Genomic DNA, 25,712 nt, shown 5'->3' with positions numbered 1-25,712 from the left:
CACGGCATCCGGACGATCCACGAGCAGGAGCACCACATGAGCACCACCGTCGCCGTCGTCGGCGCCACCGGCCAGGTCGGCGCCGTGATGCGTCGTCTCCTCGAGGAACGCGCGTTCCCGGCGGACCACGTCCGGTTCTTCGCCAGCGCCCGGTCCGCCGGTACGACGCTGCCGTTCCGCGGCGAGCAGATCGTGGTCGAGGACTCGGAGACCGCCGACCCCTCCGGCATCGACATCGCCCTGTTCTCGGCCGGGGCCACGGCGTCCCGTGCCCTCGCGCCGAAGTTCGCGGCGGCCGGTGCGCTCGTCGTCGACAACTCGAGCGCGTGGCGGATGGACCCCGAGGTGCCGCTGGTCGTGAGCGAGGTGAACCCGCACGCCATCGACGAGGCGCCGAAGGGCATCATCGCGAACCCGAACTGCACGACGATGGCGATCATGCCGGTGCTCAAGGTGCTGGACACGGAAGCAGGACTCCGCCGCCTCGTCGCGACCACCTACCAGGCCGTCTCCGGGTCCGGGCTCGCCGGCGTCGAGGAACTGCTGGGCCAGGCGCGCGCGGCACTCGAGCAGGACGCCGCGGCGCTCACCCACGACGGTGCCGCGGTCACCTTCCCGGAGCCGGTGAAGTACGTCCGCCCGATCGCCTTCGACGTCGTCCCGCTCGCGGGCAGCATCGTCGAGGACGGCCTGGGTGAGACCGACGAGGAGAAGAAGCTCCGCAACGAGAGCCGCAAGATCCTCGAGCTGCCGGACCTGCTCGTGGCGGGCACCTGTGTGCGTGTGCCGGTCTTCACCGGCCACTCGATCTCGGTGCACGCCGAGTTCGCGCAGCCGCTGTCGCCCGAGCGGGCGACCGAGATCCTCGCCACCGCCCCGGGCGTCGAGCTGGCCGACGTGCCCACGCCGCTGCAGGCCGCTGGCCAGGACCCGTCCTTCGTCGGCCGCATCCGCGCCGACCAGTCCGCGCCCGAGGGGCACGGCCTGGCGCTGTTCGTCAGCAACGACAACCTGCGGAAGGGTGCCGCGCTGAACGCGGTGCAGATCGCCGAGACGATCCTGGAACGGCGCGCGGTCGCGGCGTAGCGACCACCGTCGCGAAGGCGACGACTGACGGACGGGAGGCCCGTGGCGACACCGTCACGGGCCTCCCGTCCGTCAGGTCCCCACCCTGTCAGCACGCGCTTGTAGGATCGACGGGTGGCAGTGAAGCAGGTGGACCCCATCGACGTCGTCCTGGTCGGGGGAGGGATCATGAGCGCCACGCTCGGCGCGATCATCCACCGCCTCGAGCCCACGTGGAAGATCCGCGTGTACGAGCGCCTCGGTTCCGTCGCCCAGGAGTCCTCGAACCCGTGGAACAACGCCGGGACGGGTCACTCGGCGCTGTGCGAGCTGAACTACACGCCGGAGATGCCCGACGGGCACGTCGACATCGCCAAGGCCGTCACCGTGAACGAGCAGTTCCAGGTCTCGAGGCAGTTCTGGGCGCACCTGGTCGAGACGGGTGCGCTGCCGCAGCCGTCGAACTTCATCAACCCGACGCCGCACATCTCGTTCGTCTGGGGAGCGGACAACGTCGAGTACATGCGCAAGCGGTACGAGGCACTGCAGGGCCACCCGCTCTTCGCCGGGATCGAGTACTCCGACGACCCGGTGCAGATCCGGAAGTGGGCGCCGGCGCTCATCCCTGGTCGCAAGAAGGACCAGCCGATCGCTGCGACGTACTCGGCTGCCGGGTCGGACGTCGACTTCGGGTCGCTGACGCGACAGCTCTTCGACGAGCTCGAGATCGAGGGCGTGGAGTTCGAGCCGTCCCACCAGGTGAAGAAGATCACCCGCTCGAAGATCTCCGAGGGGTGGGTGCTCGACGTCCGCAACGAGATCGGACGGTCGACCCAGCGCATCGCCGCGAAGTTCGTCTTCGTCGGTGCCGGCGGCGGCGCCCTGCACCTGCTCCAGAAGTCGGGCATCCCGGAGATCCGCGGGTACGGCGGGTTCCCGGTGTCGGGAGAGTTCCTGCGGACCGACGAGCCCGAGGTCGTGCAGAAGCACTCCGCGAAGGTGTACGGCAAGGCGAGCGTCGGCGCGCCGCCGATGTCCGTCCCGCACCTGGACACCAGGATCGTCGACGGCAAGGCGTCGCTCATGTTCGGTCCGTACGCGGGCTTCAGCCCCAAGTTCCTGAAGCAGGGCTCGCTGTTCGACCTGTTCCGCTCGATCCGGCCGCACAACCTCCGGCCGATGCTCAGCGTCGCGTTCTCGAACTTCGACCTCGTCCGCTACCTGGTGGGGCAGCTCCTGGCATCGAAGCAGACGAAGTTCGACGCACTGCGCGACTTCATGCCGACGGCCGAGCCCGACAACTGGCACCGGATCACCGCGGGGCAGCGCGTGCAGGTGATCAAGCCGGACCGCGAGAAGGGCGGCGTGCTGCAGTTCGGCACCGAGGTCATCACGTCGGCTGACGGCTCGATCGCCGGTTTGCTCGGGGCGAGCCCGGGGGCGTCGACGGCGGTGCCGATCATGCTGTCGATGCTGCAGCGGTGCTTCCCGGACCGCTGGGACGCCTGGGTCCCGATGGTCCGGACGATGGTCCCGACGTACGGCAAGGACCTCGGCGCGGACCCGCAGCTCGCCGACGAGACGCTCGAGCACACCGCGAAGGTCCTCGGCCTGCACCACTGAGGTCGCGCGCGCCCGAGCCGCACCGTCGCCACCGGCTTGCGGTCCGTTCGAACGTGTGTTCGAATGAGGTCGTGCGGTGGAGCGGGCAGGCGATCGAGGCGGAGCGCGACGACGCGCTGCCCGGGCTCGAGACGAACAGCGGGCTGGTCCGGAGTGTCACCACGCCGGAGTTCGCCGGGGTGACCTTCCACGAGGTCCTGGCGAAGAGCGCCCTGAACCGGGTGCCTGCGGCCGACGGCAGTGGCACGTACGGGTGGACGATCAACCCCTACCGCGGGTGCAGCCACGCGTGCGTGTACTGCTTCGCCCGACCGACCCACACCTACCTCGAGTTCGACGGCGGCGCCGACTTCGACCAGCAGATCGTCGTCAAGACCAACGTGGCCGACGTCCTGCGCCGCGAGCTCCGGAGACCGACGTGGGACCGGCACCCCGTGGCGCTCGGCACGAACACCGATCCGTACCAGCGGGCCGAGGGCCGGTACCGGCTGATGCCCGGGGTGATCCGTGCCCTCGCCGAGTCGGGGACACCGTTCAGCATCCTGACGAAGGGCACCCTGCTGAGGCGGGACCTCCCGCTGCTGGTGGAGGCTGCACGGAGCGTCCCGGTCGACCTGGCGATGTCGATCGCGGTGTACGACGACGAGCTCCAGCAGCAGGTCGAACCGGGCACGCCGACGACCGCTGCGCGGCTGGCGACCGTTCGCGCGATCCGCGACGCCGGGCTCGAGTGCTCGGTGTTCCTCATGCCGGTGCTCCCGTTCATCACGGACACGCGGGCGCACCTCGACGAGGCGATCGGTCGTGCCGCGGCGGCAGGTGCGTCGAGCGTCATGTACTCCGCACTGCACCTGCGGCCGGGCGTCAAGCCGTGGTGGTCGGCGTGGCTGCAGCGCACGCGCCCGGACCTCGTCGCCCGCTACCGCTCGATGTACCTCGACAACACGTACGCGCCCGCCGACTACCGGCGCTGGCTCGCGGAGCGGGTGCGCCCGATCCTCACGGCGCACGGTCTCGGCCTCGGCCGGGTCGACCCCACGACCGGGTCGATGGGTTTCAGCGACCGCCAGGCGCACCTCGTGCCCGACCGCGCGACGGCTGCGGGCATCACGAACGGGTACCGCGTCCCGGTGTCCCTCGACGAGCAGTCCCGCCCGACCTCGTCGCCGCTCAAGCGTGCGGACCCCGGCTTCGACCGACGTGGCGCCGCGGCGGCTACGGTCGGCAACGGGACCGGGCCGACCCTGTTCTGAGGAGCGTCCACCTTCCGCGTTCGGGGGACACCCTGTGTCGGTGATCGGCGGTAGCATCGAGCGGGTCGCCGGATCGTGCTCGTTTCGGGGTACACGGTCGGCCTGCACCGGCCGCGTGACACGGCGACCGGACGAATCCCGGAAGGACCCTCGACCCGTGCTCGGCATCCCCACGCACCTCGCTCCGCGAGTGAACGCGTGGTCGACCGTGCGCGCGTTCCACGCGGCCGCGATCGGGTCCGTCGTCGCCGCGGCCGTGGCACTGCTGCTGTACCGAGTGGCCGAACCCGACGTCCGGGTCGCCGGGGCCGTGCTGGCACTCCTGCCGATGCTGGCGATGATCGGCGTGCACGTGCAGTTCGGCACGTGGCGCTCCGCCGTGGCGTTCCTGCTGACCGGCGGTGTGTGCACGTGGTGGTTCACGACGATCGTGCAGCGTGAGGTCCCCGCCGGGTGGGTGACGAGCTACCTGCTGTCCCTCGCGGTGATCCCGCTCGTGCTCGTGGGCGGCGCGGGCGCGGTCGCGAGCCGTGTCGTCGTCTGGTCGATCGGTGGGTTCCTGGTCGGCCGACTCGCGACCGGGATCGCCGTGCTGCAGGGCGGCGGGCCGCCCCGGCCGCTCGTGCTCGCGTGGGTCACCCTGGCGTTCGTCGTCGCCCTCGTGCTCTTCACCAGCAGGAACACCGCCCGCTCCGAGCGGGTGCAGCCCGAGTTGCTCCGTTCCGCGCGCGAGGAGCACGTGTCGGCCTACCGCGCCGGCATCGAGGCCGAGGCCGCGGCGATCCTGCACGACACCGTCCTGAACCACCTCGGGGCCATCGCCCTGGCGCCCGACGGACCCATGGACCCGCAACTGGCGCGGACGGTCGAGGCCGACGTGGCGATGCTCACCGGCAAGCAGTGGCTCGCGCCGGCCGACCGGTCGGCCGAGCCGGACCCGGCGGCCGCCGGAGCGGAGTTCACCGCGATGGTGGACGAGCACCGTGCCGAGGGGCTCGCGGTCGCCGTCACCGGGGACCCCGCTGCCCTGGCGCGGCTCGACCCGCCCGCGGCGACCGCCCTGCTCCGCGCCGTCGGTCAGTGCCTGGCGAACGTCCGGAAGCACGCCGGCACCGACGCCGCAGAGGTCAGCGTCTTCGACGACGGCGCGTCGTGCACCGTCATGGTGGTCGACGACGGACGTGGGTTCGACGAGCAGGAGACCGGGAGCGACCGGATGGGGCTGCGCGGCTCGGTCCGTGAGCGCATCGGTCGCGTCGGTGGCGACGTCCAGGTGTGGTCGTCGCCCGGATCGGGCACCAGCGTCATGATGTCGGTGCCGTACACGCGCCGGGACACCGCGCCCGGCGCCGACGGAGCACACACCGGCGGCGCACGGTCCGGCGGGGTGCGCACCAGCGGTGCCACCTCGTTCGCCGTGACCGGGGAGTCCGACCGGGGGAGCACCCGGTGAGCCGCGTCGACGCGGTGCGCGCCGCCGTCCGGAGCGCCAGGACGGCGCAGCAGTGGGATCCCCTCGGCGCGATGGGCTCCCGCCCGCTCGCGGTCCTGCTCGGTGCCGCCGGGGTCCTCTGGGCACTCCTCGTGTCGGTGTTCGACCGTGACGTGGTGGGGAGCCCGACGCTCAGTGCGCTCACCGTGCTGCTGCTGGCGGCGTCGGCGGCGGTCGTCGTCACGGCGTCGTCCCCGTTCCGCGCCCCCTTCCCGCGGTGGGCCTACGTGCTCCACGTCGTGCTGCTCGGAGCGGCGACGATCGCCGGTGTCGCCGCACAGTGGGGGCCGGACCGCAACGCGCTCAACGACTTCATGTCCCTGCTCACCGCCACCGGCATCGTCATGGTTGCGCCCTACCGGCCGTGGCGCGACCTGGCGGTCGGTGGCATCGTCCTCGCAGCGGTCGACGCCACGGCGTGGGGGCTCGCCGCGGCCGAGTTCCCCCACCAGGTGCCCACGTCCGTCGCGGCCTTCCTCGCAGCGGCCCCGACCCTGGTCCTCACGGGGGCGTCGGTCGTCTTCGCGTGGACCTTCGGCGGCCTGGCGAGTCGCGTGCAGATCCGAGCGGGGTCGTACTCGGTGGCGCGCGCTGAGCGGGACGGCATCGCGGCGAGCGTGCAGCAGGACCGCTCGGTCATCCTCGCTCGCGACGTCGCTCCGTTCCTCACCGAGCTCCGGATGCGCGAGGAGATCACCGACGCCGACCGCGCTCGGGCCCGCGCGATCGCCGACGGCATCCGTCGCGCCATGGTCGCCGACGCCGACCGGACGTGGTTCGAGTACGCGGTGACGGTGGACGGCGGCTCCGCGGAGTCCGTCGACGACCCGGACGGCCTGATCGCGACGCTCGACACCGACCAGCGCACGGTGGTCCGGACCTTCCTCCGCGCCGCACTCGGGTCGGCGACGGTCGACCCGGCACGCCTCCGCGCGGTCGTCCGTCGAGCCTCGGAGATCCGCCCGGCCGAGGAGGCCGGTGTCCCTCGCGACCGGGTGGAGGTCCGTCTGGAGCTCGCGGTCGACGACTCCGACGTCGGCATCCACCGCACCTTCGACCCGTACTTCGCGGTCCTCCGCGTGACCTTCCCCGACCTCGACGTCGCCGTCCGCCCATCGTCCCTCGCACTAAGGTTCTCCTATGACCAGCACTGACCCGAACCGGACCACGGAGGGCGTGCCCCCGCTCCCGCAGCCCGGAACCCGACGCGTGCGGCTGGCGATCCTCGACGACCACGAGGTGCTGCTCGACAGCCTGTCGAGCTGGATCGCCGTGAACGCCTTCGACTTCGACCTCGCCCTGACCGCGCACACGTGGCTCGAGATGGTGCACAGCGAGAACTTCCCGACGGACCTCGTGTTCCTCGACTTCCAGCTCAAGGAGCCGGTGTCGATCGAGGCGCGGGTCCGCACCTGCCGGGCCGCGGGCGCGAAGGTCATCGTGCTGTCGAGCGTCGACAGCCGCGAGTCGCGGGACCGAGCGCTCGCCGCCGGCGCCGCGGCCTTCCTGTCGAAGTCGCTGCCGATGCGCGAGGTCATGGACGTCGCGCGCGAGGTCATGGGCGTCTCGCGTGAGACCCCGCCGCAGCGCGACTGGCGACCGCTGCCGACCGGGGCGAACGCCCACCAGCGACCGAAGCTCAGCGCGGGTGAGGAAGAGGCGCTCCGCCTGTACGTGTCCGGCTACTCGACGAACGAGGTCGCCGCGCAGATGAACGTGCAGTACGAGACCGCCAAGACCTACCTGCGTCGCGTGCGTGAGAAGTACAGCAAGGTCGGGCGTCCCGCATCGAAGAAGTCGGACCTCATCCGCCGGGCCGCCGAGGACGGGTTCCTCGCGTAGTGGCGAAGCTCTACTTCCGGTACGGCGCGATGAACAGCGGCAAGAGCACCGGACTCCTGCAGGCGGCGTACAACTACGAGGAGCGCGGGCAGCGCGTCCTGCTGGCCAAGCCGTCGGTCGACACCAAGGGTGACCGCGAGATCGTCTCCCGTCTCGGCGTCACCCGCGCGGTCGACGTCGTGTTCGCCCCGCACGACGACGTCCGGGCGGCGGTCGCGGAGGCCGGCGCGAGCGACCCGGAGTCGGACCGGCTCGACGGCATGGTGCGTCCGGTGAGCTGCGTGCTCGTCGACGAGGCGCAGTTCCTCACCCCGCGGCAGGTCGACGACCTGCTCCGCGTCGCCGTGCTCGACGAGGTCCCCGTGCTCGCCTACGGCATCCGCACGGACTTCCGGACCGAGGCGTTCCCCGGCAGCGCGCGGCTGCTCGAGGTCGCGCACTCGCTCGAGGAGCTCAAGACCATCTGCCGGTGCGGTCGCAAGGCGGTGTTCAACGCCCGGAAGGTCGACGGCCGCTTCGTCTTCGACGGATCGCAGGTCGCGATCGACGGCGTCGACGTCACGTACGAGTCGCTGTGCGCGAACTGCTACCTCAGCGAGTCCGGTGGGCGGCTCGACGGCGAGCTCGCGCACTGACCCGGCCCACGTCCGTCAGGTGACCCGCTGACGGACGGGAGGCTCGTGGCGACGTCGCCCCGAGCCTCCCGTCCGTCCCGTGGCGCGGAATGCGCGCAGGCCGGCGACGGTTGTCGTCCGCATGAGCGACGCCACCGTGCACCTGTCCGTCCTCGACCTGGCCACCCGCGAGTACGGTCAGTCGAACACCGAGGCCCTGCAGGGGTCGATCGACATGGCCGTGCACGCCGAGCACCTCGGGTACGAGCGCGTCTGGGTGGCGGAGCACCACGGCATGCCGGGCATCACGTCGTCCGCGCCGGCGGTCCTGCTCAGCGCGGTCGGCGCCGCGACGTCACGGATCCGCATCGGCTCCGGAGGCGTCATGCTGCCGAACCACGCGCCGCTCGTGATCGCCGAGCAGTTCGGGACCCTGCGCGCCCTCTACGGCGACCGCGTGGACCTCGGCATCGGCCGGGCTCCCGGGACCGACGGTGCGACCGCGATGGCGCTGCGCCGGACCGACCGGCTCGACGTCGACGACTTCCCGCAGCAGCTCGCGGACCTGATCGGGTTCTTCACCGGGATGGACGCGTCGAACCCGCTGTCGCGCATCCGGGCGGTGCCGGGCTACGGCGACGTGCCGGAGTTCTGGCTCCTCGGTTCGTCGGGCTACAGTGCGCAGGTCGCCGGTGCGCTCGGGGTGTCGTTCGCCTTCGCGCACCACTTCGCATCGGACAACACCGAGGCAGCGCTCGCGCTCTACCGTGACTCGTTCCGGCCGTCGCGCTTCCGGCAGACGCCGAACGCGCTGATCGGCGTGCAGGTCGTCACCGACGAGGACCCTGCCGTGGTCGAGGAGCAGAGCGCTCCGGGGATGATCTCGTTCATCCGGATGCGGCAGGGGGCCAAGCCCGAACCGGTGTCGATGGACGAGGCCCGCGCGTACGAGTTCTCGGACCTCGAGCGTCGGTTCATCGCCGCGCGCACCGAGCGGCAGGCCTACGGGTCGCGGGACCAGGTCGCGGCGAAGCTCAACGAGCTGGTCGCGTCGACCGGGGCCGACGGGGTCATCGTCGCTCCGGGCGCTGCGCAGGCCCGCTACCGGCACCAGGCGCTCGACGTGGTGGCGTCGCTGCAGGCCGAGGGGCGGTTGGTGCCGGCGGGCGCGACGGTCTGACGGACTCGGTCAGGCCAGCAGGCCGAGGCGCGTCGCCGCGGTGATCGCCGCGACGCGCGTCCCGACGTCGAGCTTCCGGTACACGTTGTAGACGTGCCGCTTCACCGTGCCCACGGCGAGCCCGAGCTCGGCGGCGATCTCGGCGTTCGACCGTGCGGCGGCCACGAGCCGGAGCACCTCGAGCTCTCGGTCGCTGAGCGGCGACCCGGTACGCGCGTCCGTGACGAGGTCGACGGGGAAGGTCACCGGCGACGCACTCGCGCGGGTCGCGCGGACGATCCGGTCGACGAGTTCGCGGCTGGGGACGTCCTTCGTCACGAAGTCCACCGCACCGGCGTCGAGCAGGGCACGGCGGAGGACCGCGTCCCGGTGCATCGTCAGCACCACGACGCTGATGCGCGGGTGCCTGCGGCGGACGGTCGCGATGGTGGTCCGCGCCGGGGGCCCGTCGAGCTCGACGTCGAGCAGGAGCACGTCGATCGCCGCCGCTTCGGGGGAGTCGAGCACGTCGGACGGACGCTCTCCGTGCGCGACCACGCGGATCGTCGGCACAGCGGACAGGATCGTCGCGAGCCCCTCGCGGAAGAGCCGGTGGTCGTCGACCAGCGCGACGTGGGTGACGGCGGTCACAGGGCGCCCCTCGGCACGGACAGGCGGACGGTGGTCCCCGCACCGGGTGCACTCTCGACGTCGAGGCGGGCGCCGAGCACACCCGCGCGCTCCCGCATGGTCCGCTGACCGAGTCGGCCCTCCGGGACGGCACCCGGCGTGAACCCGGGTCCGTCGTCCCGCACCGTCACGACGACCGTCGCCGGCGACCAGGCGAACTCCACCGTCGCCGCGGACCGGGGCGCGTGCTTCCGTCGGTTGGTGAGCGCTTCGAGCAGGATCGTCAACGCCTCCTCGGCCTTCCAGTTGGGCAGCGTGCCGGCGACCCCCGTCGTCGTGATCGCGAGTCGGTCGTCCCCGGGGAACAGGTCGTCGACGTGGCGGCGGAGGGCGTCGTCGAGCCGGTCGTCCCCGACCCGGGCGTGCAGGGACAGGGCGAGGTCCTGCACATCGGTCAGCGCTCCGCGCAGGAGCCGCGCGGCGGACTCGAGCTGTGCGACCCGCTCGCCGTCGTCGGGGTCGGTCAGCAGGACCAGGTCGAGCCGCTGCAGCCCGGCGAGGACCCCGTGCGCGACGCGGTCGTGCAGGTCCCGGGCGATCTGCTCGCGCGAGTCGAGGTTGGTCGTGGTCACGCGCTGCCGCAGCGCCTCGGTGTACGCGATCGCCCCGGCGGGGAAACGACTCCAGACGCCGGCGTGCAGCGCGCGTGTGGCGCGCAGGACCTCGGCGGTGGTGCGGGCGTCGACCTCGTCCACGAAGACCGGCAGGTACGCGTCGAACAGCATCTCGGCGGCGAGCATGGCACCGGCCGGGTGCTGGGCGTGCTCGGCGTGCAGTGCGCCGGTCGCGAGGTGTGCCGGGTCCAGGTAGCGGTCGCTCACGACGCTCGCCGTGCCCCCGCCGGCCGCGTAGCGCTCGTGGGCCTCGCTGATCATGGACGTCACGTTGTCGAGGAGGCTCTCCGCGAGGACCGGGTCGTCGGCGAGTTCCGGGAAGCGGGCGCCGATCTCCGCGAGGACGGCGGCGAGCGGAGCGGGGATCGTCATGACGGTTGCGAGCGTAGCGGGATCGTGCCCGTCGGATCGTTCCCCCGGCAGCAGGTGTGTCCACAGGCACAGGCACAGGCACAGGCACAGGCACAGCCACGGTGACCAGACCAGGGATGAACTCTGCCTGCACGAAGCAGCAGGGCCCCGATCCGAGTGGATCAGGGCCCTGCTGTTCTACTGTCTCAACACAGTGTCGGGGTGACAGGATTTGAACCTGCGACCTCCTCGTCCCGAACGAGGCGCGCTACCAAGCTGCGCCACACCCCGCGGTGTGGTTGCTCCGAACCGGAGCGACCAGGAAAGTCTACCGGACGTTCGAGGGTGCTCACGACCATCTGCGGAACGCCCGGGCGCGTCGTGGCGGTGCCCCGCTCAGGATGTCTTCGCGGTGAGGGTCACGACGACGGCCTCGGGTCGGCAGGAGAACCGCACCGGGGCGTAGATCGACGTGCCGATGCCCGCCGACACCTCGAGCCACGACCAGTGCCCGCGGTGCTGCCACCGGTGCAGCCCGCTGACGTACTGCCGGGGGAGGTCCGAGTTGGTCACGAGCGCACCGACCCCGGGCACCTGCACCTGGCCGCCGTGGGTGTGCCCGGCGAACACGACGTCGGCGCCCTGGTCGACGAAGGCGTCGAGCACGCGACGGTACGGCGCGTGGGTGATGCCGAGCGCGACGGGGGAGGGGCCGTCCTCGTCCTCGGTCCACGGCACGGCGCTGCGCATCTCGTCGACGTTCGTGGGGAGCAGGTCGAGGCGGTCCCAGTCGCGGTGCGCGTCCGAGGTGCCGAAGAGTTCGAACCGCGACCCGCGGAGCTCGATCGCGTGGGCCTGGTCGTTGACGTCGAGCCAGCCGAGGGACTCGAAGAACGCGGTCTGTCGATCGATGTCGAGCTCGACCTGACGGTTCCCGGTGTGGTGCGCGCTCGGACCCGTGAAGTACTTGAACGGGTTCCGCGGCGAGGGGCCGTAGAAGTCGTTCGAGCCGTGCGCGAAGGCCCCGGGGATGCCCCGGAACGGCTCCAGCGCGTACTCGACCGCAGCGTTCGCCGTGGGGTGTCCGAGGTTGTCGCCCGTGTTCACCACGAAGTCGGGCTCGACCAGGCTGAGGTCGCGCAGCCACTGCTGCTTGTCGGCCTGCCACGGCGCCATGTGGATGTCGGAGAGGTGCAGGACGGTCACGTCCCGCGAGCCCGCCGGCAGCACCGGGATCGTCTCCCAGCGGATGCCGAAGCGGCGACGCTCGACGAGGGAACCCCACGCCGCCGTCGCCGCTCCGACGGCCGCACCCGCTGCGATGACTCCCAGCGCGGCGCGACCGCGGCTCACTTGCAGTCCTTCGGTGCCTTGCCGTCCTTGTCCCCGAACAGCTGCACCGTGACGGTCGCGTCCTTGCCGATCGCGGTGCCCTCGCCGGGGTCGACCGCGGCGACCGTGCACTGGTTGCCGCCGTCACCCTTGGCGAAGTCACCGGCCAGGGCGACGTTCGTGATGCCGGCCCCCTGCAGTGCGCTGCGAGCGTCGCTGACGTTCTTGCCGGTGATCTGCGGGACCGTCGTCTGGCTGCCGTCGGTCGTGAACACCGTCACGCTCGACCCGGTCGACAGGAGCGAACCCGCCGCCGGCGAGGTCGACGAGACCGTCCCGGGGGTGCCACCGCCGGGCTGCGCGCCGCCGTCGACGTAGGTGAAGCCGGCACCGGCGAGGGTGGCGCGCGCGTCGTCGGCGGTCTTGCCGGTGACGTCGGGCACGGCGACGCTGTTCCCGCGCAGGGCGGTCTGCGACGGCGTCGGGAACGGGTCGGCCGGGTGCAGCTGGTTGATCGGGATCATCGCCTGCTGCCAGACGTGTGCGCGCTGCGTCGCGTAGGTGCCGTAGCCCGCTCCGCTGCTGTACTTCCGCAGGCTGGTCTTCGCGCCGTCGGTGTTGCCCTGCCAGTAGGCGGTGGCGACCTTCGAGCTCGCGCCGACGAGCCAGATCTGCTCGGCGTTGTCCGTCGTGCCCGTCTTCGCGAACAGCTGCGTGCCGTCCGGGGTCTGCGCGCCCACGGCGGTGCCGGACTGGATCGTGCCACGCATCGCGAAGGCGGCGGTCGCAGCGACGCTCGGGTCGAGCACCTGCTTGCACTGCTGGGGCTGGCCGCCGAGCTGCTTGCCGGTCGCGTCGGTGACCTGGTCGATCGCGATCGGGGCGCAGTAGGTCCCGTTGTTCGCGATGGTCGCGTACGCCGACGCCATGGTGAGCGGCGCGATGTTGTTCGTGCCGAGGATCGACGACGGGTAGGCGTTCAGCTCGGTCTTCTCGTCCGCGGAGTGCACGCCGAGGTCCATGGCCGTCTGGCGGATGTCGCAGAGGTCGAGCTTCGCGGCCATCGAGGCGAACGCGGCGTTCACGGACAGGGCCGTCGCGCGGGCCACCGTGAACTGACCACGCTCACCGGCGGAGTCGTTCTTCGGCGCCCACGGCGAGGTGATCGTCGAACCGCACTGGGTCCAGCGCGACGTGTTGTGCGGCGTCCCGTTGACGGTCTCGTTCAGCCCGTGACCGGCCTTCAGCCAGTCGAGCAGGGTGAACACCTTGTAAGTCGAACCGACCTGGAAGCCGATGGAGCCGCCGTACTCCTTGTCGACGCTGTAGTTGATCGACGTCGCGGTCGGCGGGGACTGCAGGGACTGGTCGTAGTCCTTGTTCTGCGCCATCGTCAGGATGCGGCCGGTCGTCGCCTCGACCGAGTTGAGCGCACTGCCGAGCTGCAGCCGCGACTCGGAGTTCGGGTCGTACTTGTTCAGCAGGTCCTTCTGCTGGCCGTTCAGGTTGATGTCGAGCGTCGTCTGGATCGTGTACCCGCCGTTGCGCCAGGCCTGGTCACGCTCCTTCTGGGTGCCGCCGAGCTGGGACATCTGCTTGACGACCTTCACCGCGTAGTCGCAGAAGAACTGCGCACCGTTGCCCGCCGCGGACTGGCAGCCCTGGCTCGGCTCGGTCAGGTGCACGTAGTCCTTCGGGTCCGACGCGATCGCCTGGTCGAACTCCTCCTTCGACAGGTGCTTCTGCGCGTACATCGACTTGAGGATCACGTCGCGGCGGGCCTTGTTGGCCGCGTAGTTCTCCTCCTTCGCCAGGTTGCGCGTGTTCGGCGACTGCACGATCGCCAGGATCGAGGCTGCCTCGGCCGGGGTGAGGTCGGTGGCCGACTTGTTGAAGTAGTGCTGCGCGGCGGCCTGCACGCCGTACGTCTGGTCGCCGAAGTAGGCGATGTTGAGGTACCCGGTCAGGATCTCCTTGTGCGAGTACTTCTTCGCCAGGCCGATGGCGAGCTTCATCTCCTCGAGCTTGCGGGGGATGGTCTGCTCGACGGCGTCGTTGTAGGCCTTCTCGCGGGCTTCCTCGGTCGGCTGCTCGAGGGCCTGCTGCATCTTGATGTTGCGCACGAGCTGCATCGTCAGGGTCGAGCCACCGCCGGACTCACCGAGCCCGCCCGCGATGCTGCCGACGCCCGCGCGGACGAGCGAGGTCATGTCGACGCCACCGTGGTCCCAGAAGCGCTTGTCCTCGCCGTCGATCGCGGCGTTCTTCAGCTGGTCGCTGATCTGGTCGTACTGGAGTTCCTCGCGGTTCTGGTCGTAGACCGTCGCGAGCTTGACCGGCTGCCCGTTGCTGTACGCGTAGATCTCGTTTCGCTGCGGGAGGTCACCGATCTCGATGTACTCCGGCAGGGACTCGAACACGCCGATGGTCGAGGTGGTGGTGACGCCGGCGACGGCGATCGCCGGGGTGACCCCGATCGTCACCAGCAGGCCGGCGAGCGCGCTGAAGCCGACGAAACCGACGAAGGCGCCGATCGCGGAGACGGGCTTGGTCCGCGAGGCAGACTTCTGGGCAGACATAGGATGCAGCCTAAACGACGCCCACGACTGAAAGGCTGGCAAGGAACCGCATGACTCGCTGGGAGTACTTCACCACGCCGCTGATGATCCACAACACCGCCGCCATCCTCAACGCGCACGGCGACGAGGGGTGGGAGCTGGTCCAGGTCGTCACCGGTCCCGAGGGCGGGCTCGTCGCCTACCTGAAGCGCCCGAAGGCCGACGCGTGACCGTCGCGGACCGGCTCGCCGAGCTCGGGCTGACCGTCCCCGCGGTCGCCGCCCCCGTCGCCGCCTACGTGCCCGCGGTCGTCACCGGACGGTACGTGTACACGGCCGGGCAGCTGCCCTTCGTCGACGGCGCGCTGCCGGTCACGGGCAAGGTCGGGGCCGGGGTCGACGCCGAGACCGCCACCGCCCAGGCGCGCGTCGCCGCGCTGAACGCCCTCGCGGCCGTGCAGTCCGTGGCCGGTTCCCTGGACCGCGTCGCCCGGGTCGTCAAGGTGACGGTGTTCGTCGCATCGGACCCGTCCTTCACCGGACAGCCGGGCGTCGCCAACGGCGCGTCGACCCTGGTCGGCGAGGTCTTCGGGGACGCCGGCGTCCACGCGCGCAGCGCGGTGGGCGTGGCCGTGCTCCCGCTGGACGCGCCGGTCGAGGTCGAGCTGGTGGTGGAGCTGACCGACTGACGGACCGGCAGCGACACACGAGACACGAGCCGCGCCTCCAGACCGACCGGTCAGGAGGCGCGGCTCGCGTCGTTCCTGCTACATGAGGTCCGCGATGGTCGCCATGATCGTCGGGTCGGCCAGCGTGGTCGTGTCACCGATGCGGCGGCCCTCGGCCGCGTCGCGCAGCAGCCGGCGCATGATCTTGCCCGAGCGTGTCTTCGGCAGCTCCGGCACCACGACGACCTGCCGGGGCTTCGCGATCGCACCGATGCGCGTGCCGACCCAGTTGCGCAGTTCCGTCGCGACCGCGTCGCGGTCGACGTCCTCGGCCGCCTCGGCGGTCAGGATGACGAACGCGACGACCGCCTGACCGGTCGTCTCGTCGGCGGCACCGACGACGGCTGCCTCGGCGACGCCCTCGTGCCCGACCAGGGCGGACTCGATCTCCGCGGTGGAGAGCCGGTGGCCCGAGACGTTCATGACGTCGTCGACACGGCCCTGCACCCAGATGTCGCCCTGCCCGTCGAGCCGCGCGCCGTCACCGGCGAAGTAGCGGCCGGGGAAGCGGCTCCAGTACGTCTCGACGAAGCGGTCGGGGTCGTTCCAGATGCCGCGGGCCATCGACGGCCACGGCTCCGTGATCGTCAGGTAGCCGCTCTCGCCCGGGTCGGCGCGGTGGCCCTCCTCGTCGACGATCTCGGCGACGATGCCCGGCAGCGGGGTCTGCGCGGCGCCGGGCTTGAGCTTGGTGACGCCGGGCAGCGCCGAGATCATGATCGCGCCGGTCTCGGTCTGCCACCAGGTGTCGACGATCGGCGTGCGATCGTGACCGATGACCTGCCGGTACCACTGCCACGCCTCGGGGTTGATCGGCTCGCCGACGCTGCCGAGCAGCCGGAGGCTCTCGAGGCTCCGCGCCTCCGGGATCTGCCGACCGGCCTTCATCGCTGCGCGGACCGCGGTCGGCGCGGTGTAGAGCACGGTGACGCCGTAGCTGTCGACGATGTCCCACCAGCGGCCGGGCTTCGGCTCGTCGGGGGTTCCCTCGTAGAGCACCTGGGTCACCCCGTTCGCGAGCGGGCCGTAGACGACGTACGAGTGCCCGGTGATCCAACCGATGTCGGCGGTGCACCAGTAGACGTCCTTCTCCGGGTGCATGTCGAAGACGTTCCGGTGCGTGTAGGCGGCCTGCGTCAGGTACCCGCCGGACGTGTGCACGATGCCCTTCGGCTTCCCGGTCGTGCCCGAGGTGTAGAGGATGAACAGGGGGGTCTCGGCGGGGAACGCCTTCGCCTCGTGCTCGGGCGCGGCCTTCGCCAGTTCGTCGTGCCACCACAGGTCGCGGTCGTTCCAGGCGATGTCGTTGCCGCCGCGCTTGACGACGAGCACGCGCTCGACGGTGTCGGTGCCCTCGCCGGTCAGGGCCTCGTCGACCGCGGGCTTGAGCGGCGAGACCGCTCCGCGTCGCCATCCTCCGTCCGCGGTGACGACGAGCTTCGCGCCGGCGTCCTCGATCCGGGCGCGGAGGCTCTCGGCGCTGAAGCCGCCGAACACGACCGAGTGCACGGCGCCGATGCGGGCGACGGCGAGCATCGTGACGACGGCCTCGGGAACGAGGGGCATGTAGACGACCACACGGTCGCCCTGCCCCACCCCGAGGTCGGTGAGCATGTTGGCGGCGCGCTGCACCTCGGCGGTGAGTTCCGCGTAGGTGATCCGGCGGGTGTCACCCGGAGCGCCCTCGAAGTGGATCGCGACCCGGTCGCCGTTGCCCGCACGGACGTGCCGGTCGAGGCAGTTCTCGGCGACGTTGAGCTCGCCGTCGTCGAACCACTTCGCGAACGGCGCACCGGACCAGTCGAGTGTCCTGGTGAAGGGCGTGCGCCAGTCGAGCAGCGTCCTCGCCTGGTCCGCCCAGAACGCCTCGCGGTCGGCGGTGGCGGCCTCGTGCAGGTCCTCGTGCGCGACGGCGTCCGCGACGAAGTCCGCCGGGGGAGCGAAGGTCGGGCCGTCCTCGTGGCGTTCGTCGGCCTGGGTCGGTGTGGACATCGGTGTCCTCTCGCATCGTTGCGGCTGGGGTGCAGTCGGAGACTACCCCCGGAGTGGAGCGGACCGGAGTGGTGCTGTCGGGGTTCGCCGCAGTTTCCGGCCAGGGGTTGCCGAGCAGGGGCCGTCATGGGGTACAGTGGTTCCTGCCGGACTCGTTTCCGGTGGCACCGGGCCGGATTCCCCCCAATCCACCGATGTCAAGGCGGCACCAGTTCCCCCCAACAGGTGCCGCCTCTTCTTTTGTCCGACGCCTGTCGCGTAGTGCCCTCGCGACCGGAGGGTCGATCCGCATCCTGGTGCCGAAGAGTGGACAGAGCTGTCCATGCCCTCGTTGCAGGCCCGCGCCGGGCGGCACCCGACGAGTGAGCACGGTCGCGGTCGATCGTCCGCGTTGTCCCCGCTGCTTCCCCGAGGCCGTGACCGGAGACCGAACGGGGTACGGCTTTGCGTGACGGGGTACAACACAGCGCGTCCGCGGGTAGTCGAGGACCGTGTCCACAGGACATACCGATCCCTGCGCCGCGCGCTGTCGTCGGACCTAGCGTCGACGCATGCACCGCCACCGCGCCGACACCACCCGGGACGACCACGACGCCGCTGGGACGGTGGGCTCCGGTGGACACGTCGGGTCGCCGTTCCTGCCCGGGGTCGAGCGCGCCCGGTGGCGCAGGGCGTTCGATCCGGTGGTGTTCGAGGAGCTCGCGGCACTCGTGTCCGACGCTGCGACGACGGACGTGCTCGTCGTCGGCGGTCACGGCACGTGGATCGACCGTGGCCGTGGTCTCGAGCGCGCGCGGCCCGAACTCCCGGAGCGGCGCGCCCGCGCACTCGCCGCCGAGCTCGTCGCGCTCGGCGGGCGGCACGTGGACGAGACGACCCCGTGCGCGGACGTGCGGCTCGGCGACGGAGTGCGCGTGCACGTCGTCCTCGCGCCGGTGTCGGTCGGCGGCACCGCGCTGTCCGTCCGGCTGCCACGACCGGAGCGCCCGACGCTCGCCGGGCTCGAACGGCTCGGCACCTTCCGGTCGGTGCGACGGTCCGTGCTCGAGGACGCGGTCGCCCGGCGCCGCAACGTGCTGGTGACGGGGGCGACCGGCAGCGGGAAGACGACCGTGCTCGCGGCGATGCTCGGCGCGGTGCCCCACGACGAGCGGATCGTCACGGTCGAGGACACCGCGGAACTCCGGATCGAACACCCGCACGTCGTCGGACTCGAAGCGCGACAGGCCTCCGCCGAGGGGGTCGGGGCGATCGGACTCGACCGCCGCGTGCGCGAGGCCCTGCGGATGCGGCCGGACCGCCTCGTGGTGGGGGAGTGTCGCGGGGCCGAGGTCCGCGAGCTCCTCGGTGCGCTGAACACGGGGCACGACGGCGGGGCCGGCACGCTGCACGCCAACGGACTCGCCGACGTCGAAGCCCGGCTCGAGGCACTCGGCGCGCTGGCGGGGCTCGGTCCGCAGGCGCTCGCCAGACAGGTCGTCAGCGCCGTCGACCTCGTCGTGCACCTCGAGCGGCGGTCGTCCTGGCGCGGGGTCGCAGCGGTCGGGACCTGCGTGCTCGGCGGCGACGGGCGGCTCGAGGTCCGTCCCACCGGTACCGGGGAATCGTGAGTCGTCGACGCCGAGCGCCGACGCGCAGGACCGTGCCGGACGCGGCCGGAGCGGCACGGGTCCTCGACCGCGTGGCGGTGCTCGTCGCCGCCGGCGTGCCGCCGCCGCGGGCATGGGGACTGGTGGGCGGCGTGCCCCGGGGCGACGATCCCGCCTGGCACGACGTCCTCGTGGTCCTGCGCGTGGCGGGACGGACCGGAGCTCCCTCGGCCGGTGCCCTCCGAGCGCTCGCCGCGGCCATGCGGCGGAGCGCAGCAGCCGACCGCGCGGTCCGGGTCGCCCTCGCCGGGCCCCGCACGAGCGCGCGGGTGGTCCTGGCGCTGCCCCTCCTCGGGCTCGGACTGGGATCGGTGTGGGGTGCCGGCGCGCTCGAGGTGCTCCTCGCCCGGCCGGCCGGGTGGGCGTGCTGTGCGACGGCCGCCCTGCTGGTGGTCGTCGGCCGGTACTGGAGCCGGAGGATGATCGCCGTGGCGACACCCGACGGACACGTCCCGGGGATCCTGCTCGACGCCTGGGCGGTGGCCCTGGGCGCCGGTGGGTCGTGGCGCTCGGCAGAGCGGGCCGTGCAGGAGACCCTCCAGGAGCTCGACCACCGGGCGACCGCGGACGCGGCGGCCCGGCATCGGCTGGACGAGGTCCTCGCCCTGAGCCGACGTGCGGGCGTGCCCGCCGCTGCGTTGCTGCGCGCCGCCGCAGAGGACCTCCGGGACGACGCGGCGGCGGCCGGGCTCGCGGCGGCGGAACGCCTGGCGGTCCGGCTCGTGCTGCCGCTGGGCGTCTGCGTCCTGCCGGCGTTCGTGCTGGTCGGGGTCGTGCCGGTCGTGGTCGGGGTCCTCTCCTCCACCGTGGGTGGTCTCCACTGAACCGTCCACAGTCCGTCCGCTCCGGCGCCGCCGAGCGCTCACGGTGCCCGACTGTGGATGCACCACAGAGGAAGGGGAACCCATGACCGACACGACCCCGCAGACGCCGACGGCGACGCCGGCTGACACGACACCCCGGAACGCACGAGGCAGCCTGCACCGCCCCGGTGCGGAACCGTTCACTGCGCACCGACCGCGCGACCGGCGTCTCCGGGAACGGTTCCGTGACGACCGCGGTTCGGCGACCGCCGAGTACGCCGTCGTCATCCTGGCCGCGGTCGCCTTCGCCGGCGTGCTCGTCGCCGTCATGCGATCGGGCGAGGTGCAGCAGATCCTGACCGACCTCGTCCGCGGCGCGCTGGTCCCGTGACCGCAGGGCGAGCACCGGTCGACGACCGCGGCAGCGTCACCGTCGAGTTCGCCGTCGCACTGCCGCTCGTCGCCCTCGTCCTGGTGTCTCTGGTCGCGGGGGTGGTGCTGGTCGACCGCGTCGGACGGCTCCAGGCGGTCGCCGGTGCGGCGTCGCGTGCCCTCAGACGCGGCGACGAGTCGGCCGCAGACGCAGCGCTCGCCGCCGTGGCCGGCGCGACCTCGCGCGTGCGGCACGTGGACGGCCTGGTGTGCGTGGAGGTGCACGGGGCGTCGGCCGGTCCGTTCGCACTCGTGCCGCTCCACGTGACCGGCTGCGCGGCGGAAGGGGGCCGCTGATGCGGTCGGACGGCCCCTTGGGTGCCGACCTCCCGGGTGGGCGGGTCGGGGAACGGTCCAGGGCGGACCGGGGTTCCGCGACCGTCGCCCTGGTCGCCGTGCTGGCGCTGGCCCTGCTCGTCGGGACCGCGGCGCTCGCCGGCGCCCGGTCTCGGGTGCTCCTCGAACGGACGCGCACCGCCGCCGACGCCGCCGCGCTCGCCGCCGCCGCCGCACTCGTGCACCGCGTCCCCGGCGCGCCCTGCGCCGTCGCCGCTCGCGTCGCCACGGCGAACGGGGCGGCACTGGACGCCTGTGCCACGGCCGCCGCCACCGCCCGGGTCCGGACGGTGGCCGGCTCCGGCGGGTCCGCCGTGGACGCCGTCGCCGTCGCGGGTCCCGCGTGCGGCCTGCCCGAACTGTGTGTGTATGGTGTGCACGTCGGCCCCCGGTCACCGTTGTCCCGGTCGACCCGGACACCGTTGCGGTCCTGGGCCGGCGCGCACCATCGATCAAGGAGTCACGTGCCAGGCACGAAGAAGCTCGTGATCGTCGAGAGCCCCGCGAAGGCGAAGACGATCGCGCAATACCTCGGCGACGGATACGAGGTCCAGGCGTCAGTCGGACACATCCGCGACCTCGTCGAGCCCAAGAACCTGCCGGCGGAGCTCAAGAAGGGCTCGCTCGGGAAGTTCTCGGTCGACGTCGACAACGGCTTCGAGCCCTACTACGTCGTCTCCGACGCGAAGAAGAAGACCGTGACCGAGCTCAAGCGCGCCCTGAAGGACGCCGACGAGCTCTACCTCGCAACTGATGAGGACCGCGAGGGTGAGGCCATCGCGTGGCACCTGCTGCAGGTCCTCAAGCCGAAGGTGCCGGTCAAGCGCATGGTGTTCCACGAGATCACGAAGGAGGCCATCCAGCGCGCGCAGGAGGCCACCCGTGAGCTCGACACCGCCCTGGTCGACGCACAGGAGACCCGCCGCATCCTCGACCGTCTGTACGGGTACGAGGTCTCCCCGGTGCTCTGGCGCAAGGTCGGGCCCGGGCTGTCCGCGGGTCGCGTGCAGTCGGCCGCGACGCGTCTCGTCGTCGACCGGGAGCGCGAGCGCCTGGCGTTCGTGTCCGCCAACTACTGGGACCTGACGGCCCGGTTCGAGAAGGTCGGCGACACCGCGTTCACGGCCCGACTTGCCCGCCTTCAGGGGACGCGGGTCGCCTCCGGCCGCGACTTCGACGACCGTGGTGCGCTGAAGGGTGAGGCCGTCCGCCTCGACGAGGCCTCGGCCGCCGCGCTCACCACCGTGCTCGAGGGCGCCGGCGACGCGGTCGTCCGCAGCGTCGAGTCGAAGCCGTACACACGTCGGCCGGCTGCCCCGTTCACGACGTCGACGCTGCAGCAGGAGGCCGCGCGCAAGCTCCGCTTCTCCGCCCGGCAGACGATGAGCGTCGCGCAGGGGCTGTACGAGAACGGCCACATCACCTACATGCGTACGGACTCCTCGTCGCTGTCGCAGCAGGCGGTCACCGCCGCACGCAAGCAGGCGGCCGCGCTGTACGGACCGGAGACGATCCCCGACAAGCCGCGCAGCTACGCGGGCAAGAGCAAGAACGCCCAGGAGGCGCACGAGGCCATCCGGCCCGCCGGCGACACGTTCCGCACCCCGTCCGAGATGGACGGCGTGCTCCGCGGCAACGACTGGAAGCTCTACGACCTCATCTGGAAGCGCACGGTCGCGTCGCAGATGGCCGACGCGAAGGGGTCGACCGCCTCGGTCGTCCTCGGTGTCACCTCGAGTGACAGCGTCGCCGGAGTCGCCTCGACCGCGAACGGCACGGACGCCGAGTTCACCGCGTCCGGCACGGTCATCACCTTCCGCGGGTTCCTCAACGCCTACGAGGAAGGCCGCGACGAGGACCGGCACAGCGGCGGCGAGAACGGCGACTCGAAGTTGCCGCAGATGACCGAGGGCGATCACCTCGGCGTCAGCGAGGTCGAGGCCAAGGGGCACGACACCTCGGCTCCGCCGCGCTACACCGAGGCGAGCCTGGTGAAGACGCTCGAGGAGCTCGGCATCGGTCGTCCGTCGACCTACGCCGCGATCATCTCGACGATCATGGACCGCGGCTACGTCACGCAGCGCGGGAGCGCCCTCGTCCCGAACTGGATCGCGTTCAGCGTGGTCCGGCTCCTCGAGGACCACTTCGGCGACCTGGTGCAGTACGACTTCACCGCCGGCATGGAAGAGGACCTCGACCGCATCGCGAGCGGCGACGCCGACCGCATCGACTGGCTCAAGGGCTTCTACTTCGGCGGCGGTGACCACCGCGGACTCCGTACCGTCATCGACAACCTCGGCGAGATCGACGCGCGCGACATCAACTCGGTCGAGCTCGCGCCGGGCCTGACGCTCCGCATCGGACGCTACGGTCCCTACATCGAGGTGCCGAGTGACGACCCGGAGAAGCCGCGCCGGGTGAACGTGCCCGAGGAGCTCGCCCCCGACGAGCTGACCGCCGAGAAGGCGCGCGAACTCGTCGAGGCCCCGGTCGTCGGCGACCGTGTCGTCGGCATCAACCCCGAGACGGGGAAGGAGGTCCTGGCGAAGGACGGTCGGTTCGGCCCGTACGTCACCGAGCGCACCCCCGAGCCGGAGCCCACCGTCGACCCGTCCACCGGCGAGGTCACGGAGACGGCCGCCGGGACGGACGCATCCAGCGCCCCGGCTGCGACCGCGGCAGCGGAACCGGCGACGACCACCGCGAAGGGCGCGAAGGCCCCGGCGAAGAAGACGACGAAGAAGGCCGCGGCGCCGAAGGAGCGCACCGCGTCGCTGTTCAAATCGATGGACCCGCAGACGGTGGACCTCGAGACCGCGCTCAAGCTCCTCGACCTGCCCCGTGTCGTCGGCAAGGACCCGGAGTCCGGCGACGACATCACGGCGCAGAACGGGCGCTACGGCCCCTACATCAAGAAGGGGACGGACACCCGTACCCTGCCGAGCGAGGACGCGATCTTCGAGGTCGACCTGCCCGGTGCGCTCGAGCTGTTCGCTCAGCCGAAGTACGGCGGCCGGCGTGCGGCCACCGCCGCGCTCAAGGAGTTCGAGGCGGATCCCGTGTCCGGCAAGCCGATCAAGGTGAAGGACGGGCGCTTCGGCCCCTACGTCACCGACGGCGAGACCAACGCGACCATCCCGCGCGGCGAGGACGTCGAGGCCGTCGACCACGCCCGTGCCGTGCAGCTGCTCGCGGACAAGCGTGCCAAGGGACCGGTGAAGAAGAAGGCGCCGGCGCGGAAGACCGCCGCCAAGAAGAAGTGACCGGGCGGTTCATCACCCTCGAGGGTGGCGACGGCGCGGGCAAGACCACCCAGGCCGAACTCCTCGCGGCATGGCTCGAGGAGCACGGTCGCACGGTGGTGCGCACGCGGGAGCCGGGCGGAACGGAGCTCGGGCAGCGCATCCGCGAGATGGTGCTGCACGAGCGGGGTCACATCGCGCCGCGCGCCGAGGCACTGCTCTACGCAGCCGACCGCGCGCACCACGTCGAGACGGTCGTCCGACCCGCGCTCGCCCGGGGCGCAGTCGTCCTGCAGGACCGCTACATCGACTCGTCGGTGGCCTACCAGGGCGTCGCACGGGGGCTCGGTGCCGACCGGATCCGGTCCGTCTCGGACTGGGCCGCCGACGGCCTGGTGCCGGACCTGACGGTGCTGCTCGACCTCGACGTGGCGGTGGGACGCGGTCGCGTCGCGGCTGCCCGCGGGGACGTCTTCGACCGCCTCGAGTCCGAGGCGTCGACGTTCCACGAGACGGTCCGACGCGCGTTCCTCGACGCCGCTGACGCTGAACCGGAGCGCTTCCTCGTCGTGGACGCCGAGCAGCCAGCAGCGGCCGTGCAGCGCGCGGTCCGCTCAGCGGTCGGGGCCCTCGTCGGGATCACGGGCGAGGGCGGTCCCGCGTGACGGTGGCTGCTGGCAGGATGACCGCGTGAGCGTGTGGGACGGCCTGACCGGACAGGACGACGCGGTCGCGGCCCTGCGCAGTGCGGCCGAGGCACCCGACGGCACCGGCGGGATGACGCACTCGTGGCTCATCACCGGCCCGCCCGGGTCCGGCCGTTCGAACGTCGCCGCTGCCTTCGCCGCTGCCCTGGTCGGCGCGGGCACGGACGACGACCACGCCCTGCAGCAGATCACCGCCCGCACCCACCCGGACGTGTCGGTGCTCACCACCCAGCGCGTCATCATCACGATCGACGAGATCCGTCAGCTGGTGACGTCGTCGTACTACTCGCCGTCGGTCGGGCGGTACCGCGTCGTCATCATCGAGGACGCGGACCGCATGACGGAGCGCACCTCGAACCTGCTGCTCAAGGCGCTCGAGGAGCCGCCGGAGCGGACGGTGTGGATCCTGTGCGCTCCGAGCGAGGCGGACCTGCTGCCGACGATCCGGTCCCGCGTCCGTTCGGTGCGGCTGCGGGTGCCCGACGTCGCCGCCGTCGCCGAGCTCATCGTCGCCCGCACCGGGGTCGACCGAGCCCTCGCCACCGATGCTGCACGGCAGGCACAGAGCCACATCGGCATGGCACAGCGGCTGGCGACGAGCGAGGACGCCCGTGCTCGTCGACGTCGCACCCTCGAGACCGTGCTCGGCGTGCGCTCGGTCGGTGACGCCGTCATGGCCGCGGCCGGACTGCTGGCGGTCGCGGACGAGGACGCCAAGGCGATCACCCAGCAGCGTGACGGCGAGGAACGCGACGCCGCGCTGCGGTCCCTCGGGGTGGAGCCGGGCGGGACGGTCCCGCCGGCGCTGCGGTCGCAGCTGCGTGCCCTCGAGGAGGACCAAAAGCGCCGGGCGACCCGGAGCCTCCGCGACGGCCTCGACCGGATCCTCGTCGACGTCTCGTCGCTGTACCGTGACCTCCTGCTGCTCGGCCTCGGCGCTCCCGCCGAGCCGGTGAACCTGGCGATGCGCGACCAGCTGGACCGTGCGCTCGAGGTCGTGCCGCCGGCGTCGGCGCTCGAGGTCCTCGACGCGATCGCCCTGGCACGCGAGCGGATCGCGGCGAACGTCGCGGCGCTGCTCGCGCTCGAGGCACTGCTCGTGACGATCGCCCGCGCGACCCGCTAGCGCGAGTCGGCAGGCGGGAGCCGACCCGCGGGCGCCAGCCCGGAGCCCACCCACGGGGGCCAGCCCGGAGTCACCGAGCCGGTGCGGGGACCAGCCCGGTACCGG

22 protein-coding genes and 1 tRNA gene are annotated in these 25,712 nt (G+C 71.9%); 17 read left to right on the top strand and 6 right to left on the bottom strand.

Annotated elements, in window-relative coordinates; translation table 11 throughout:
* The first annotated feature begins 36 nt into the window (after positions 1-36).
* The 8 genes from LCG91_RS10785 to LCG91_RS10750 all read left to right on the top strand — a co-directional run bounded on the left by LCG91_RS10785 (position 37) and on the right by LCG91_RS10750 (position 9,069).
* A complete protein-coding gene (locus LCG91_RS10785; RefSeq protein WP_058729136.1) occupies positions 37-1,086 on the top strand; it encodes an aspartate-semialdehyde dehydrogenase in 1,050 nt (349 codons plus the stop codon).
* A gap of 114 nt (positions 1,087-1,200) precedes the next feature.
* Positions 1,201-2,688 carry a malate:quinone oxidoreductase gene (locus LCG91_RS10780; RefSeq protein ID WP_082687560.1) on the top strand — a complete coding sequence of 496 codons (1,488 nt, stop codon included), beginning with the start codon at positions 1,201-1,203 and terminating at the stop codon, positions 2,686-2,688.
* Between the two features lie 71 nt (positions 2,689-2,759).
* Positions 2,760-3,941 (top strand): Rv2578c family radical SAM protein, encoded by a 1,182-nt coding sequence (locus LCG91_RS10775; RefSeq protein ID WP_224443133.1) that lies wholly within the window; start codon positions 2,760-2,762, stop codon positions 3,939-3,941.
* 157 nt (positions 3,942-4,098) lie between these two features.
* Positions 4,099-5,394, top strand: a complete 1,296-nt coding sequence (locus tag LCG91_RS10770) for a sensor histidine kinase (protein WP_224441370.1) — start codon at positions 4,099-4,101, stop codon at positions 5,392-5,394.
* On the top strand, positions 5,391-6,587 hold the full coding sequence (locus tag LCG91_RS10765) for a hypothetical protein (RefSeq protein ID WP_224441369.1): 1,197 nt from the start codon (positions 5,391-5,393) through the stop codon (positions 6,585-6,587). The genes LCG91_RS10770 and LCG91_RS10765 overlap by 4 nt, the downstream gene beginning before the upstream one ends.
* Complete coding sequence (locus LCG91_RS10760) at positions 6,574-7,275, top strand: response regulator transcription factor (protein ID WP_224441368.1); 702 nt, start codon at positions 6,574-6,576, stop codon at positions 7,273-7,275. The genes LCG91_RS10765 and LCG91_RS10760 overlap by 14 nt, the downstream gene beginning before the upstream one ends.
* Positions 7,275-7,910 (top strand): thymidine kinase, encoded by a 636-nt coding sequence (locus LCG91_RS10755; protein ID WP_058749715.1) that lies wholly within the window; start codon positions 7,275-7,277, stop codon positions 7,908-7,910. The genes LCG91_RS10760 and LCG91_RS10755 overlap by 1 nt, the downstream gene beginning before the upstream one ends.
* 121 nt (positions 7,911-8,031) lie before the next feature.
* Entirely contained in the window at positions 8,032-9,069 is a 1,038-nt protein-coding gene (locus LCG91_RS10750; protein ID WP_058750743.1) for an LLM class flavin-dependent oxidoreductase, read from the top strand.
* A gap of 9 nt (positions 9,070-9,078) precedes the next feature.
* On the opposite strand, the gene LCG91_RS10745 is transcribed toward LCG91_RS10750, so the two are convergent.
* From LCG91_RS10745 to LCG91_RS10725, 5 genes are all read right to left on the bottom strand, one after another.
* Positions 9,079-9,699 (bottom strand): response regulator transcription factor, encoded by a 621-nt coding sequence (locus tag LCG91_RS10745; protein WP_224441367.1) that lies wholly within the window; start codon positions 9,697-9,699, stop codon positions 9,079-9,081.
* Positions 9,696-10,724 carry a sensor histidine kinase gene (locus LCG91_RS10740; protein ID WP_224441366.1) on the bottom strand — a complete coding sequence of 343 codons (1,029 nt, stop codon included), beginning with the start codon at positions 10,722-10,724 and terminating at the stop codon, positions 9,696-9,698. Before LCG91_RS10740 ends, LCG91_RS10745 begins: the two co-directional genes overlap by 4 nt.
* Before the next feature lie 196 nt (positions 10,725-10,920).
* A tRNA-Pro gene (locus LCG91_RS10735) sits at positions 10,921-10,994 on the bottom strand.
* Positions 10,995-11,099: 105 nt separating this feature from the next.
* A complete protein-coding gene (locus LCG91_RS10730) occupies positions 11,100-12,056 on the bottom strand; it encodes a metallophosphoesterase (RefSeq protein ID WP_224441365.1) in 957 nt (318 codons plus the stop codon).
* Positions 12,053-14,614, bottom strand: a complete 2,562-nt coding sequence (locus LCG91_RS10725; RefSeq protein WP_224441364.1) for a transglycosylase domain-containing protein — start codon at positions 14,612-14,614, stop codon at positions 12,053-12,055. Before LCG91_RS10725 ends, LCG91_RS10730 begins: the two co-directional genes overlap by 4 nt.
* Before the next feature lie 50 nt (positions 14,615-14,664).
* On the opposite strand from LCG91_RS10725, the gene LCG91_RS10720 reads away from it, so the two are divergent.
* Both LCG91_RS10720 and LCG91_RS10715 read left to right on the top strand, forming a co-directional pair.
* The gene (locus tag LCG91_RS10720) at positions 14,665-14,823 is read left to right on the top strand and encodes a DUF4177 domain-containing protein (protein ID WP_111227112.1); all 159 of its coding nucleotides are present in this window, start codon (positions 14,665-14,667) and stop codon (positions 14,821-14,823) included.
* Positions 14,820-15,281 carry a RidA family protein gene (locus LCG91_RS10715; protein WP_058729126.1) on the top strand — a complete coding sequence of 154 codons (462 nt, stop codon included), beginning with the start codon at positions 14,820-14,822 and terminating at the stop codon, positions 15,279-15,281. The genes LCG91_RS10720 and LCG91_RS10715 overlap by 4 nt, the downstream gene beginning before the upstream one ends.
* A 78-nt stretch (positions 15,282-15,359) precedes the next feature.
* Here the strand turns inward: LCG91_RS10715 and acs are convergent, their stop codons facing one another.
* A complete protein-coding gene (gene acs / locus LCG91_RS10710) occupies positions 15,360-17,312 on the bottom strand; it encodes an acetate--CoA ligase (RefSeq protein WP_224441363.1) in 1,953 nt (650 codons plus the stop codon).
* A gap of 551 nt (positions 17,313-17,863) precedes the next feature.
* Here acs and LCG91_RS10705 point away from each other — a divergent pair.
* The 7 genes from LCG91_RS10705 (at position 17,864) to LCG91_RS10670 (ending at position 25,607) form a co-directional block, all read left to right on the top strand.
* The gene (locus LCG91_RS10705; RefSeq protein WP_224441362.1) at positions 17,864-18,922 is read left to right on the top strand and encodes a CpaF family protein; all 1,059 of its coding nucleotides are present in this window, start codon (positions 17,864-17,866) and stop codon (positions 18,920-18,922) included.
* 32 nt (positions 18,923-18,954) lie between these two features.
* Positions 18,955-19,785 (top strand): type II secretion system F family protein, encoded by an 831-nt coding sequence (locus tag LCG91_RS16435; RefSeq protein WP_058750750.1) that lies wholly within the window; start codon positions 18,955-18,957, stop codon positions 19,783-19,785.
* Between the two features lie 154 nt (positions 19,786-19,939).
* Positions 19,940-20,155, top strand: coding sequence for a DUF4244 domain-containing protein (locus LCG91_RS10690; protein ID WP_058729149.1), 216 nt, complete (start codon positions 19,940-19,942; stop codon positions 20,153-20,155).
* Complete coding sequence (locus LCG91_RS10685) at positions 20,152-20,493, top strand: hypothetical protein (RefSeq protein WP_224441361.1); 342 nt, start codon at positions 20,152-20,154, stop codon at positions 20,491-20,493. Before LCG91_RS10690 ends, LCG91_RS10685 begins: the two co-directional genes overlap by 4 nt.
* Before the next feature lie 503 nt (positions 20,494-20,996).
* A complete protein-coding gene (topA, locus tag LCG91_RS10680; protein WP_224443132.1) occupies positions 20,997-23,795 on the top strand; it encodes a type I DNA topoisomerase in 2,799 nt (932 codons plus the stop codon).
* A complete protein-coding gene (gene tmk / locus LCG91_RS10675) occupies positions 23,792-24,439 on the top strand; it encodes a dTMP kinase (RefSeq protein ID WP_058750679.1) in 648 nt (215 codons plus the stop codon). The genes topA and tmk overlap by 4 nt, the downstream gene beginning before the upstream one ends.
* 25 nt (positions 24,440-24,464) lie before the next feature.
* On the top strand, positions 24,465-25,607 hold the full coding sequence (locus tag LCG91_RS10670; protein WP_224441360.1) for a DNA polymerase III subunit delta': 1,143 nt from the start codon (positions 24,465-24,467) through the stop codon (positions 25,605-25,607).
* Positions 25,608-25,712: the final 105 nt, after the last annotated feature.

The organism is Curtobacterium sp. TXMA1, from assembly GCF_020162095.1.
GTDB lineage: Bacteria > Actinomycetota > Actinomycetes > Actinomycetales > Microbacteriaceae > Curtobacterium.
The sequence above is the reverse complement of the archived record's forward strand: the minus strand, read 5'-3'. Positions and strand labels throughout refer to the sequence as shown.

Excerpts from the sequence above, each read along its gene's own strand:
- LCG91_RS10785 (WP_058729136.1), top strand. The coding sequence starts at position 37 with ATGAGCACCACCGTCGCCGTCGTCGGCGCCACCGGCCAGGTCGGCGCC.
- LCG91_RS10725 (WP_224441364.1), bottom strand. The coding sequence starts at position 14,614 with ATGTCTGCCCAGAAGTCTGCCTCGCGGACCAAGCCCGTCTCCGCGATC.
- LCG91_RS10750 (WP_058750743.1), top strand. The coding sequence starts at position 8,032 with ATGAGCGACGCCACCGTGCACCTGTCCGTCCTCGACCTGGCCACCCGC.
- acs (WP_224441363.1), bottom strand. The coding sequence starts at position 17,312 with ATGTCCACACCGACCCAGGCCGACGAACGCCACGAGGACGGCCCGACC.
- LCG91_RS10720 (WP_111227112.1), top strand. The coding sequence starts at position 14,665 with ATGACTCGCTGGGAGTACTTCACCACGCCGCTGATGATCCACAACACC.
- LCG91_RS10705 (WP_224441362.1), top strand. The coding sequence starts at position 17,864 with ATGCACCGCCACCGCGCCGACACCACCCGGGACGACCACGACGCCGCT.
- LCG91_RS10760 (WP_224441368.1), top strand. The coding sequence starts at position 6,574 with ATGACCAGCACTGACCCGAACCGGACCACGGAGGGCGTGCCCCCGCTC.
- LCG91_RS10740 (WP_224441366.1), bottom strand. The coding sequence starts at position 10,724 with ATGACGATCCCCGCTCCGCTCGCCGCCGTCCTCGCGGAGATCGGCGCC.